We start from the raw sequence: 12,659 nt of genomic DNA, 5'->3' as shown, positions 1-12,659 counted from the left end.
GCGTTACATATCCTGCATTAACAGACCTCTTTGTTTGTCCAGCGCTCCGCGTAAACGAAGGATCGCTTTGGAGTGCAGTTGTGAGATGCGTGACGGGGATAGCGACATCACTTCCGCAATTTCACTGAGTGAAAGGTCTTCATAATAAAGGAGAGATACAACCGTTCTTTCTTTTTCAGTAAGTTTCTCAATCCCCTTCATCAGCATTTCCTTCAGTACAAAATCATTTACCGTACGATCGGGATTTTTTGCTTTTTCATCTACGATCAGCGACATGCGTGTTTCGGATTCTTCTTCACGGATCGGGTCTTCCAGCGATGTAATTGTCATCACTGCCACATCCTGAAGCATCGTCTGAAATTCGCGTTCACTCACATCCAAATATGCGCTAATTTCAGCATCCGATACAGCTCGCAAATATTTTTGCTCCAATTGCTGATAGGCATCCTCGATTTTGCGGGCTTTTTCTCTGACCGAACGAGGTACCCAGTCCCCTTGTCTTAATCCATCCAAAATCGCTCCACGTACCCGCCATGACGCATACGTTTCAAATTGCAATCCGCGTTTATAATCGAATTTCTCGATTGCATCGATCAGACCCATCACACCATTGCTCATCAGATCATCTTTAGATACATTTTTCGGAAGGCCAATAGCAAGTCGACTGGACACATATTCAACCGTGCCGAGATAATTCTCAATTAGCTTCTTTTTCGCTTCTACATTACCATGTTCCTTCCACTGTACCCACAGTTCAATGTGGTTTAAATGGCTTCCTTTTTGCTCGGTCACTTGCTTTCACCCTCCTTACTTTTGTGTCAGGTGGCGTATCGCCTTCGCCAGTTCCTCAGCGTCCTGTTCCTTGGTTGAAACGAGCTTAGGAGGATTTAGAGGAGCGAAACCGCTGTCGCCTCCAGAATGGGACGGCTTCGGTGTCAGCAAATCGTTTAGTTCATGATCTTGATCAGGTGTGGTGATATCAAGCAGATTGCCTCGCCCTTGCTCATCGGTTGAAGGCTGTCCCTCCGCTTCGTCCATCGTCTTTGCCGCTCCGCTTGCAGGCGGTTTTCCTGCAGCGCTGCCCGGAGTTGCAAGCACTCCGAGAATAAAGCGCAACAAGAATGCTAACGCAAACCATAGCATAAAGCCTAAACAGCCTCTTACGAGGCTGGTGGTCCACAAATTATTTCCGAGAGAGAACAGAAAGGTGATGAGAAACCCCAGCACCCCAAACCAGACGTTGAACTTAATATTCCCTATCATACTTCATATTTCCTTCTTACCCATTTGTACGCTTCGAATCGCCAACATTCCTGTTGTGCAATCCATTTCGATCGTACGTCCATAATTAGCGCCGGTATCTTCCGCCAGGAGCGGAATGCTGTACTCTTGCAGAAATAATTTGCAGGCTTCCACATTACGGGGACCAATCCGCATATGGTCACCACCACTGGAAAAGGAGAACATCTGTGCACCGCCAGCCATTTTGGCGACCAATCTGGAGCGAAGCGCACCGAGATCGGTCATTCTTTTCAGCAATTCCGGCAGTGCCGTATCTGCGTATTTGGCAATGTTCAGCTGCCCTTCACGGGCAATATCCGATGATGGTAACATGACGTGTGCCATGCCGGCCAGTTGAATGTTTTTGTCGTAGAGGGTAAGACCCACACATGAACCCAATCCCGTCGTACGGATAATTCCGGCTGTTTTCACGACGTTCAAATCGGCCATACCCACTTTAACGACAGCTTGTTCTTCAATCATCCTGTAACGGAACTCCTAGCGCGATGAAGATCTTTTCAAATGATTCGGGATCGGGAATCAGAAAAAATTGTCCTTCAACTTCATCTTTGCCTTCAAGAAAGGTCGTATCGATCAACAATGCATCATCGCCCATTTCTCCGAATTGGAGCAGTCCGTAGTTGAGGATCGCACCCGCCATATCATAAGCTAGACCCGGTACGGTCGGCGTCATGGACAAACCGGTAAAATCGGCAAGCGAGGAAAGATATGATCCCGCCAAAATATTACCGATTTCCGACAATGCGGACTGTTCCATTTCGCTAAATTGCTCATCGTCGACGACTTCAAGACCTGCCAGACGATGAAGCAATCCTTTGCCTGCTTCCGGCGTCAGGATAAAAAACAGATTGCCTGGCGCTTCGCCTTCAACGCGGAAAAATACCGCCAGTACGATCTGTTCCTGCCCGCCGACTTTCTCGGCAATTTCTTCAAACGGTAAAATTTGTACTTTCGGTACTGCCATATCGATGGGCTTGTCCAAAAGCTGGGAAAGGGCAGTGGCTGCATTGCCTGCCCCTATATTCCCAACCTCCTTGAGCACATCCATTTTGAAGCCTTCGAGTTTCTTAAAGAAACTCATGCTTTAATCCTCGATACCTTCGAGCTGTACAACCTCGGTTTTGTTAAGCACTTCCGCGAGGTTGAGCATGATCAGCAGCCGTTCTTCGTCAAGCTTTGCTACACCATCAAGGTATCTTGCTTTTACGCCACCTACTACTTCAGGCGGTTTTTCAATACTGCTGCGTTTAATGTCGACCACATCATTAGCGGAGTCTACGATAAAGCCCACTTGCACTTTCTCCACTTCCACGATAATGATACGGGTTTGATCGTTATATTCGGTTTGTGTCAGATTGAAGCGTCCACGCAGATCGATGACCGGGATCACGACACCGCGCAAATTAATAACACCTTTTACGAAATCAAGCGTTTTAGGAACGCGAGTGATCGGCATCATACGCTCGATCGTTTGTACTTTATCGACTTCGATGCCGTACTCCTCACTTGCCAGTTTAAACACGATAACTTTCAATTCATCCATGGGTAAATCCTCCTCAATAATGGACTGCATTATTTGATGAATGCATTCGGATCAAGAATCAAAGCCACCTGGCCATCGCCAAGAATGGTCGCACCGGAAATGCCCATCGTATCCGGCAAATAGCTGCCCAGACTTTTCAGAACGATTTCGTTTTGCCCGATAAAGTTTTCAACGGCAATCGCCGCCAGCTTGTCACCTTTGCGAATGACAACGATCTCTGTTTCTTCCTCCTCGCGCTCGTCGAAGTCTGGAACTTCAAACACACGGCTCAGGGAAACGAGTGGAATATGCGTATCGCGGTAAGGAATCAACTGACTGCCATGCAAGTCGCGAACCTGTTTCGCTTTGATGATGCCCGTTTCCACAATTGAAGTGAGCGGGATCGCATATTTTTCCGAACCGACACGGATCAACATCGCGGAGATGATAGACAATGTCAATGGCAATTGTACCGAGAATTTCGTACCTTTGCCAAGCTCGGATGATACGGTAACATGACCGCCGAGCGAAGTGATTTTGGATTTAACGACATCCAGTCCTACGCCGCGACCGGAAATGTCCGAAATGACTTCTGCTGTACTGAAACCTGGTGCAAATAGCAGTTGATACACTTCTTCATCTTTCATCGAGCTGGCAACTTCCGGACTTACGACACCGTTTTTAAGCGCTTTGCGCAGTACGACATCACGGTCAATTCCGTTACCATCGTCTTCGATTTCGATAAATACGTGGTTACCGCTATGAAATGCGCTTAGCTTCACTGTACCGACTTCATCTTTGCCAGCCGCCACGCGTGCAGCGACAGATTCGATACCGTGGTCAACCGAGTTGCGCAGCAGGTGGACGAGCGGATCACCGATTTCATCGATAACGGTACGATCAAGCTCAGTTTCGGCACCTGTAATGATCAATTCCAGCTTTTTATCAAGCGATTTAGCAAGGTCTCGTACCATACGCGGGAAACGGTTAAATACGGTGTCTACCGGTACCATGCGCAGCTTGAGAACGATATTTTGCAGATCACTGCTGACGCGGCCCATATGCTCGACCGTATCTGTCAGTGCTGGAACTTTCACCTCGCTGGCAAGTTGCTCCAGACGTACGCGGTCGATCAGCAATTCGCTGAACAAGTTCATCAGTACATCCAGACGATCGATATCGACGCGAATCGTACGGGATGGTGCAGGTGCAGGTGCCTTTGTTGCCGTCGCTTTAGCCGCAGGTGCAGCGGTTTCCGTTTTGACGGCGGTCGCTACCGGTGCAGCAGGTGCTAGCGTTTCTACCGCAGGTGCAGCGATCGATTGAGGCTCTTTGGACGTAATCATCTCTTTCAACGAGCGCGCATCCAGCAATGTCACTTTCACGCTCTCGATTTCGGAAATGCTCATGATCATCGGCTCAAGCTCAGCAGCATCCTTTTGTGTAACATAGTACAAGGAGAAGCTACGCTCAAATTTGTCCTGCTCAATATCCTGTGTAGATGGCTCAGACTTAATCACATCGCCATAACGTTCCAGCAGATCGAACACCATATAGGCACGAACCGCTTTCAGTTGACAATCCTCACGAATGGACACTTCCATATACAATGCCTGATGACCTGCCGATAGCGACTGCTCAATTACGGATTGCTGAAACTCATCCAGTTCGATGCCTTTATCATTCATAATCACGGCAACCCGAACGGCTGTCGTATTAGCTGCGGCAGCTACTCCATCCCCAGGGATATCGCCACGTACGATCGCTTGTAGCGATTCGACAATCGACGTTACATCCGCTTTACCTTCGCCGCCTTGCGTAATGTCCTGAACCATCGATTCCAGCGCATCCAAACCTTTGAACAGCGTATCAAAAATAAATTCCTGCATAGTCAGCTTTTCATTACGCACCAAATCAAGTACATTTTCCATCTGGTGCGTCAGCGCTGCCAAATCTTCAAAGCCCATCGTTGCTGCCATACCTTTTAATGTGTGTGCCGAGCGGAAAATAACTTGCACGATCCCAAGATCGGTCGGGTTGTTTTCCAATTCCAGCATTTTTTCATTTAATGACTGCAGATGATCATTCGACTCATCAATAAACATGGCCAAGTATTGATTCATGTCCATCGTGAGACACCTCCTCCATAAAATAACATAGTCCTTGTTGTAAGCTATCTAACGATTTGTACAAGTTTTGGCGCAATTTCAGGTAATGGCAGGAGGTGATTGACACATCCAAGCTCTACAGCCGAGCGCGGCATCCCATACACGACACATGTATCTTCGCTTTCGGCAAAGGTTGGAATTACGCCGCTATCGTATAAATTTTTCATTTCCCGTGCGCCATCACTTCCCATTCCGGTCATGATCACCGCATAGCGTTGTAGATCAGTAAACGGGCGGATTGAGGCGAAAAGCGTATCCACCGAAGGACGATGTCCGTTACGTGGAGGGTCCTGCGTCAATTGCAGGCGATAACCACCCTGGCTTTTAACGACAGTCATGTGGTAGCCACCTGGGGCAATATAAGCGGTGCCTGGCTGTAATGGCATACCGTGCTCGCCTTCTACTACATTGATCTGACTGAGACTGTTCAAACGCTGTGCCAGTGATCGGGTGAAGTTAGGCGGCATATGCTGCACGATGACGATCGGTGCCGGAAAATTAGCCGGGATTCGTTCCAGAAAGCTTTTGAGCGCTCGCGGCCCGCCGGTGGAACAACCGACGGCGACCAGCTTGCTGATCGCGGTTACCGGCCGATCCGTATGCGCCGTATGACCTACCGGTGTTGCCGGCATGGATGGCAGCGATGTGTCGGTACGACTTGTCGGAGCGGCTGTCGGCTTGACCGGCGGCGTTTTGGACTGCTTTAGTTCTGCTGGCGATACCGGAACCGGACGACCTGGTGCTCGCTGTTCGCTACCCGCCAGCGTCGGACGCGTCTGTGTCGGCAACTTGTCCAGCTTTGCCTTTTTGATATCCTCGGTTTTCACCGGACGACTTACGCGCCCGCTTAGCGAGGAAGGCGGTGAAATGGACTTGACAGCAACTTCAGCTGGACGTTTGCCCGATGCAGCAGGCGGTGCGGGCTTAACCGGCGGCGTTTGAAGCGCCTGCGGCGGCTGTTGCTGAACATCCAGCTCGGCAGATACGCTCTGTGGCTGTTCAGGTGTCACATGCTTCTGTTCACTGCGCTTACGGCGACGCTCTAGCACCTGCATCGCAGTATGAAGCTGTCTGCGCAACTGTTGTCCCACTTCATCGATATCCTGGGAGTTGCTTACCGAAGGCTTGCGGATAAAATCAAACGCTCCACTTTCGAGCGCCATAATCGTCTCGCGCATACCTTGTTCATTAATGCCAGACAGCATAATAACGGGAAGCGGGCGTTGAGACATAATGATTTTGAGCGCCTCAAGCCCGTTCATCTCCGGCATTTCCACATCCATCGTGACTGCATCCGGCTTTAGCTCCAACACCTTCCGGGTAGCTTCCAAACCATTGGTTGCCGTAGCGATCACTTGAAATGCCGGGTCTGCCTCGATCAGGTCGGAGACAATTTTTCGCATGAATGGGGAATCGTCTACAACTAGCACTTTATAAGTTGCCATAATAATAGCACCTCTGTTCCTTACAGAATCATTTAGTACGCCGCATCCATTTTTGTATAAATCCCTTGATTCCTGATAAGGTACCCTCCTGCCGCATATCTGGCGAAACCACATACTGCATGGCCAAGTGTTGGATATCTTTAGCAGCAAGACAGCCAGGAGCATTGATTGAAAAAGGAATTTGCTTTTTGACGGACTGGCTTACGTGCGCATCCTCACTGACAAAACCGAGCAGCGGAATATCCAGATTCAAAAACCGGCTTGCTACCAGTCTGATTTTGTCGGCAGTCTGCTCGGCTTCGCGCTGGCTTTCCGCACGATTCACAACCAGTTTGAAGGATGTGCTGTCCTCCAGTCCATGCACCACCTTGATCAACGCATAGGCATCGGTAATCGCCGTTGGCTCCGGCGTAGTGACGACGATGCATTCGTCGGATGACATAATAAATTGCAATGTTTCTTTTGACAGCCCTGCTCCCGTATCAAACAGGATATAATCCATATCGGCAGCAATTTTTTGAATTTGAGTAGTAAAGTAAACTAAATCTTTTTCAGACAGTGAAAATAGCGAGCTTAGACCGGAACCGCCGGCAATATATGGCAGAGAACCGGCACCTTTTTCAATGATCTCGCCAATTTCTTTTTCACCGCTAAGCAAATGGGAAAGATTGAATTGTGAACGAACACCCATCAATACGTCGATATTAGCCATGCCGATATCCGCATCAAATACGAGTACGCGTTGTCCGAGTCGCTGTAATGCCAGCGCAAAATTCAATGTGAAATTCGACTTTCCCACGCCTCCTTTACCGCTTGTAACCGCGATAAATTTGACGCCTCCAGGCTCATCATTCAACGCTCTGGCTTTGGCAGAAATCAGATTGCGTAATGACTGCGCCTGATCCATCATGGCAATACCTCTCCCAATAACACTCCAGCGAGAAAGTCCGGACTTGGCATAAGCAGATCATCCGGCACATTTTGGCCATTCGTCATATAGGAAAGACGTAGCGGGTACTCTTGTAACATATTAAACATCGCTCCATAGCTTCCCGTTTCGTCAGCTTTCGTAAAGATTACCTTGTCTAGTGGGTATTTGTTGAAATGATTGGTAATAATACGCATATCCTCCGTTTTGGATGTCAGGGAAAGCACAAGATACGTTTCGCTCTGTTCCATCGGGGCAAGCAAACTTTGCAGCTCCGAGACGAGCAATTCATTTCGATAGTTACGTCCGGCTGTATCCATCAAAATCAGATCACAGTCGGACATCTGCTCCAATGCACGCTGAAAATCACCAGGCGATTGCACGATTTCCAACGGCACGCTCAAAATGGAAGCGTAAGTGCGCAGTTGTTCCACTGCCGAAATACGATACGTATCCGACGTGACAAAACCGACCTTACGCTTATATTTGAACAGTTGTTCGGCAGCAAGTTTAGCAATCGTCGTCGTTTTGCCTACTCCGGTTGGACCGGCAACATATACGATTTTGGTGGACGGATTGATTCCGCCTCCAATCCGTTGCGCGGTAAAGCGCTCAATTTGTTCCCTCATCGCTCGCTTGGCTTTCGGTAAGGTCATCTGCGTCGATTTGGGCGCCTGCTGTACGATTGCCTCCAACCAGCCATCAATAAGGCTCTGTTCGACTCCCTGCGCCTTTAAATGCGCTTGCAATTGCTGCAGAGACTTGGGCAGATCGATGATTTTTTTTTCGCGGGACAACTCCGCCATCATTTGCTTCATCTGCCGAAGCTCCTCAAGCAGATTTTCCTCGCTTAGTTGCTGCTCATTTTCCGGTTGCTTCGTTTCCGTAAAACGCGTCGCATACTGTTGTAAAGCGTTTGGTTCTTGCAGATCACGAGCCTGAAACGGTGCGTTAGCTTCCGCTTGATTGCTTGTGGCACGCGGCGCTGAGATCGATTCATGAGCAACGCTATCCGCTGGCTGCCGCATCGACTCGGCAAATGCCTGGCTGGACTTGCGATAAGCGTCCGGCACCGCACGCGGCGGAACAGGCATAGTTGGCAGAGGCGCCTGTTCTGTGCGTGCCGGCGGAGCGGCAGGCGTTTCAGCTGCCTGCCCTTTATCCACCGCTGCGATGACTTCGATTTGTTTTTTCTGGAACATGCCCAGGAACCCGCCGGTCTTCAGCTCTTTGGTGCTCAAAATGACGGCATCGCTTCCCAGATCAGCACGGATTTTGAGCATGGCGTCGGGCATTGTGTCTACAATATAGCGTTTGACTCTCATAAGTTCACCACTCCGACACTCTGAATTTCAACGTTAGGCTCCAGCTCGCTGTACGACAGCACCGGAATATCCTGCATCGTGCGCTCAATTAACTGGCGCAAATACATACGGATTGCCGGTGAAGTGAGTACGATCGGCTGTTGTCCCATTTGCAGGAGACGATTCACCTGCTCGTTGATTTTCTGATACATCGATTGCGTGGAAACCGGGTCTAGCGCAAGGTACGTGCCCTGCTCTGATTGCTGAATACTCTCGGCGATTTTCTTTTCCAAATTCGGTCCTACCGTGATCACACGCAATGTTTCACCCTGGCTCGTAAATTGCTGCGTAATCTGACGTGAGAGTGCTTGACGCACATATTCGGTCAGCACATCCGGGTCTTTGGTATAAGTACCGTAATCGGCAAGAGTTTCAAAGATGGTTACCATGTCGCGAATCGAAATTTTCTCTTTTAGAAGCTTGACGAGCACCTTCTGTATATCACCGATCGACAGCACCGACGGAATTAGCTCATCCACGAGTACAGGGTAGTTTTCGCGTAAATTGTCGATAAGCGAACGCGTTTCCTGACGTCCTAGCAGCTCGTGCGAGTGCTTTTTGATCAGTTCTGTCAGATGGGTAGCTACAACGGATGGCGGATCGACAACGGTATAACCCGATAGCTCCGCACGCTCCTTGGTAATTTCATCAATCCATAGGGCTGGAAGACCAAAAGCTGGTTCTAAAGTCTCTATACCCGTTATAGAGTCATCTTCAAACCCAGGACTCATGGCCAGGTAGTGATTTAGTAATAATTCACCACCACCGACGATATTCCCTTTAATTTTGATGACATATTCATTTGGTTTTAACTGGATATTATCACGAATCCGAATGACCGGTACGACCAGTCCAAGCTCAAGTGCACACTGTCTGCGAATCATAATGATCCGATCGAGCAAATCGCCGCCCTGCTGCGTATCCGCCAGCGGAATTAGTCCATAACCAAACTCGAATTCGATCGGATCGATTTGCAGCAAATTAATAACACTTTCCGGGCTGCGCACTTCTTCGATTTGCTGCTCCTCCACCTGTTGCTCAGCTTCCACCACTTTTTTGTTCAAATTCGCCTGCATTTTGCGCGCTGCGAACACAAGCAAAATCGCTAGCGGAAATGTCGTAATAAAATGAATCGGTGTGAACAGACCGAGCAATGTGATCACAGCTGCAACGATGTAAAGCATCATCGGATACGAGAATAGCTGATTTGTAATATCGTCAGCCAGGTTGCCGTCTGATGACGCGCGTGTAACGATCAAACCGGCTGCTGTAGAAATGAGCAGCGCCGGAATCTGACTGACCAGACCATCCCCGATCGTTAGTACCGAATACGTCGAGAGCGCTTCTGTGAATGCCATTCCATGAATCGCTATCCCGATCACAAACCCGCCAACCAGGTTAATAAGGAGGATAATAATGCCTGCAATAGCATCCCCTTTTACGAACTTACTTGCACCGTCCATCGCTCCGTAAAAATCCGCCTCACGTTCGATTTTGCTGCGGCGTTCACGGGCTTGCTGCTCATTGATCATACCGGCGTTCAAGTCGGCATCAATACTCATCTGTTTACCTGGCATCGCATCGAGCGTAAAACGTGCTCCAACTTCCGCTACCCGCTCCGAGCCTTTTGTAATAACGATAAACTGTACGACAACGAGAATCAGAAAGACGACAAAACCGACCGCAATCTGGCCGCCGGCAATCCAACTACCAAACGTTGCTACAACAGAGCCTGCGTTCGCCTGTCCCAAAATCAATTTGGTTGTGGAAATATTAAGCGCCAGCCGAAACAATGTCGTAATGAGCAACATGGCAGGAAAAATCGAAAATTCCAGCGCTTCTTTTGTATTCATCGCGATCAGCAAAATAATCATTGCCAGCGAGATATTAACGATTAACAAAATATCAAGCAGCCATGTTGGGATCGGAAGAATCATCATCATAATAATTCCAATGACGCCTACAAGGACAACCAAATCTTTTTTCTTCACTGTTATTCAGCCCTCCGATCCCTTACTTCGTTCTACCCTTGATCTTGTATACATAAGCGAGCACCTCGGCTACCGCCTGAAACAGATCGGCAGGAATGGAATCACCGATTTCCGTTCTAGCAAACAAAGCCCGGGCTAGCGGCTTGTTTTCCATAATGACGACCCGGTTTTGCTTGGCAATTTCTCGAATGCGAAGCGCTGTATAATCCTGTCCTTTGGCGATAACCTGTGGGGCAGCCATTTCACTGTTATCATACTTAAGCGCGACCGCAAAGTGCGTCGGGTTCGTGATGATCACATCCGCTTTCGGAACATCTTGCATCATCCGCTGCATCGCCATCCGACGTTGCCGTTCACGGATTTTACCTTTGATGAGCGGGTCACCCTCCATGTTTTTGTATTCGTCCTTAATGTCCTGCTTGGACATTTTCAAACTTTTGTTATGCTCGTAGCGCTGGTACATATAATCCATAATCGCTAAAATAAACATGGCGACACCAACTTTAAGCCCCAGCGTAACCGTCAAACTACCAGCATAATGCAAAATCGATTCAGCCGACATATACGCCATTTTGGATATTTCGTGACTAGCTCCGTTCAATGTCGTATAAACGAGATAACCGATGACCGACATTTTTAATATCGCTTTGAACAGCTCCACGAGCGAACGTAGCGAAACTAAATTTTTGAAGCCTTTGATCGGATCAAGCTTGCTAAGCTGCGGCATGAGCGGTTTACCTGTGAGCAAAAAGCCGATTTGCATATAGCTCGTAATAATCGCTAACAATACGATCGTAACGAAAATCGGTGCCAATAACAATAAAATCTGGATTGCATATTGTCCAAGCATTTGCATAATGTTTGCGACCGTGACATCCATCGTCATCCGGTGCAAAAAAGTGTCCGTGAATAACCAGCTAATGCGCTTCATATAAAAATCATTAAAAATCATCAGACAGGCGATACCGCCCAGCAGGATCGATGCACCCGGTATATCCATACTTTTGGCGACCTGACCTTCTTTGCGGGCTTCATTACGTTTCTTAGGGGTCGCTTGTTCGGTTTTCTCGCCGGCAAACAACTGAAGATTCAATTTTAAACGAAATGCCACGTTTCACGGACTCCTTTCCCTAGAATCGGTCATTATGATGCCGGACGTTTGCCTAGCACCTGCAACAATCCTTGCATCGCCTGAAACATTTGCTCAAACAAATGTTCAAAAACAAAAGCGAAGCTCGGTGTCAGTAGCATAAGTACGAACAGACCTACGATTAGCTTCACCGGTACCCCGATTACAAAAATATTGAATTGCGGCGCACTACGCGCTAGAAAGCCCAATCCCACATCCGTCAAAAACATCGCCACAACGAGCGGAGCCGCCATCTGAAAAGCGATTAAAAACGAATTGCTGAATGTGCGAATCAAAAACTCACTTAGCGAGCCGTTCAACATTTGACTCACAATATCGCTGTTCATCGGCACCCAGTCATAGCTGTACAGCACCGATTGCAGCAAATAATGATGACCGTTCATACTGAGAAAGATCAACATCGCAAACATATATTTGAAGTTACCGATGACCGGAGCAGAAGCGCCTGTCATCGGATCAAATACCGAGGCGATACCAAGACCAATCTGAATATCAATAAAGGAGCCGGCAATCTGGATCACCATAAACATTAAATATGCGATATATCCGAGCAGCAAGCCAATCAATATTTCTCTAAATACCATCAACACGTAAATGTCCGTACCGTCAGGAATTTTAATCGCTGTTCCTTTGATCAAATAAATAAGGACAGAAATAAAACCCGCAATCCCAATTTTAAAACGGCTAGGTACCCCTCTGGAAGAAAAAACAGGTGAAACTACAAAAAAAGCGGTCATTCGACAAAAAATTAACAAAAAAACAGGAAAGCTTTGCAGTAATGTCTCCATA

At 48.1% G+C, this 12,659-nt stretch carries 12 protein-coding genes; all 12 read right to left on the bottom strand.

The window, feature by feature from the left end; genetic code table 11:
* Window positions 1–3: 3 nt before the first annotated feature.
* Genes U1I11_RS03850 through fliR form a run of 12 tightly spaced genes read right to left on the bottom strand, consistent with a single transcriptional unit; the run spans window position 4 to window position 12,658 of the window.
* On the bottom strand, window positions 4–792 hold the full coding sequence (locus U1I11_RS03850) for a FliA/WhiG family RNA polymerase sigma factor (protein ID WP_322903949.1): 789 nt from the start codon (window positions 790–792) through the stop codon (window positions 4–6).
* A 15-nt stretch (window positions 793–807) separates the two neighbouring features.
* Complete coding sequence (locus U1I11_RS03845; protein ID WP_322903947.1) at window positions 808–1,263, bottom strand: hypothetical protein; 456 nt, start codon at window positions 1,261–1,263, stop codon at window positions 808–810.
* 3 nt (window positions 1,264–1,266) lie between these two features.
* Entirely contained in the window at window positions 1,267–1,764 is a 498-nt protein-coding gene (locus tag U1I11_RS03840; RefSeq protein ID WP_322903946.1) for a chemotaxis protein CheD, read from the bottom strand.
* Window positions 1,757–2,383, bottom strand: coding sequence for a chemotaxis protein CheC (locus U1I11_RS03835; RefSeq protein WP_322903944.1), 627 nt, complete (start codon window positions 2,381–2,383; stop codon window positions 1,757–1,759). The genes U1I11_RS03840 and U1I11_RS03835 overlap by 8 nt, the downstream gene beginning before the upstream one ends.
* Before the next feature lie 3 nt (window positions 2,384–2,386).
* On the bottom strand, window positions 2,387–2,845 hold the full coding sequence (locus U1I11_RS03830; RefSeq protein ID WP_322903942.1) for a chemotaxis protein CheW: 459 nt from the start codon (window positions 2,843–2,845) through the stop codon (window positions 2,387–2,389).
* 29 nt (window positions 2,846–2,874) lie between these two features.
* On the bottom strand, window positions 2,875–4,953 hold the full coding sequence (locus U1I11_RS03825) for a chemotaxis protein CheA (protein WP_322903940.1): 2,079 nt from the start codon (window positions 4,951–4,953) through the stop codon (window positions 2,875–2,877).
* Between the two features lie 44 nt (window positions 4,954–4,997).
* Window positions 4,998–6,437: a protein-glutamate methylesterase/protein-glutamine glutaminase gene (locus U1I11_RS03820; RefSeq protein WP_322903938.1), complete on the bottom strand. Its 1,440-nt coding sequence runs from the start codon at window positions 6,435–6,437 to the stop codon at window positions 4,998–5,000.
* A 28-nt stretch (window positions 6,438–6,465) separates the two neighbouring features.
* On the bottom strand, window positions 6,466–7,347 hold the full coding sequence (locus U1I11_RS03815) for a MinD/ParA family protein (protein WP_322903936.1): 882 nt from the start codon (window positions 7,345–7,347) through the stop codon (window positions 6,466–6,468).
* Complete coding sequence (gene flhF, locus U1I11_RS03810) at window positions 7,344–8,690, bottom strand: flagellar biosynthesis GTPase FlhF (RefSeq protein ID WP_322903934.1); 1,347 nt, start codon at window positions 8,688–8,690, stop codon at window positions 7,344–7,346. The genes U1I11_RS03815 and flhF overlap by 4 nt, the downstream gene beginning before the upstream one ends.
* A complete protein-coding gene (flhA, locus tag U1I11_RS03805) occupies window positions 8,687–10,720 on the bottom strand; it encodes a flagellar biosynthesis protein FlhA (protein WP_322903932.1) in 2,034 nt (677 codons plus the stop codon). Before flhA ends, flhF begins: the two co-directional genes overlap by 4 nt.
* A 22-nt stretch (window positions 10,721–10,742) precedes the next feature.
* Entirely contained in the window at window positions 10,743–11,831 is a 1,089-nt protein-coding gene (gene flhB / locus U1I11_RS03800) for a flagellar biosynthesis protein FlhB (RefSeq protein ID WP_322903930.1), read from the bottom strand.
* Between the two features lie 32 nt (window positions 11,832–11,863).
* Window positions 11,864–12,658 carry a flagellar biosynthetic protein FliR gene (gene fliR / locus U1I11_RS03795; RefSeq protein WP_322903929.1) on the bottom strand — a complete coding sequence of 265 codons (795 nt, stop codon included), beginning with the start codon at window positions 12,656–12,658 and terminating at the stop codon, window positions 11,864–11,866.
* Between the last annotated feature and the right edge of the window lies 1 nt (window position 12,659).

The sequence above is a fragment of the Paenibacillus campi genome (genome assembly GCF_034659835.1).
GTDB lineage: Bacteria > Bacillota > Bacilli > Paenibacillales > Paenibacillaceae > Saccharibacillus > Saccharibacillus campi.
Note: the sequence above shows the minus strand (reverse complement) of the source record. Positions and strands in the feature narration are given on the sequence as shown.

Bases quoted from the DNA above. Each gene is read 5' to 3' on its own strand.
- U1I11_RS03845 (WP_322903947.1), bottom strand. From the start codon at position 1,263: ATGATAGGGAATATTAAGTTCAACGTCTGGTTTGGGGTGCTGGGGTTT.
- U1I11_RS03840 (WP_322903946.1), bottom strand. From the start codon at position 1,764: ATGATTGAAGAACAAGCTGTCGTTAAAGTGGGTATGGCCGATTTGAAC.
- U1I11_RS03835 (WP_322903944.1), bottom strand. From the start codon at position 2,383: ATGAGTTTCTTTAAGAAACTCGAAGGCTTCAAAATGGATGTGCTCAAG.
- U1I11_RS03830 (WP_322903942.1), bottom strand. From the start codon at position 2,845: ATGGATGAATTGAAAGTTATCGTGTTTAAACTGGCAAGTGAGGAGTAC.
- U1I11_RS03825 (WP_322903940.1), bottom strand. From the start codon at position 4,953: ATGGACATGAATCAATACTTGGCCATGTTTATTGATGAGTCGAATGAT.
- U1I11_RS03820 (WP_322903938.1), bottom strand. From the start codon at position 6,437: ATGGCAACTTATAAAGTGCTAGTTGTAGACGATTCCCCATTCATGCGA.
- U1I11_RS03815 (WP_322903936.1), bottom strand. From the start codon at position 7,347: ATGATGGATCAGGCGCAGTCATTACGCAATCTGATTTCTGCCAAAGCC.
- flhF (WP_322903934.1), bottom strand. From the start codon at position 8,690: ATGAGAGTCAAACGCTATATTGTAGACACAATGCCCGACGCCATGCTC.
- fliR (WP_322903929.1), bottom strand. From the start codon at position 12,658: ATGGAGACATTACTGCAAAGCTTTCCTGTTTTTTTGTTAATTTTTTGT.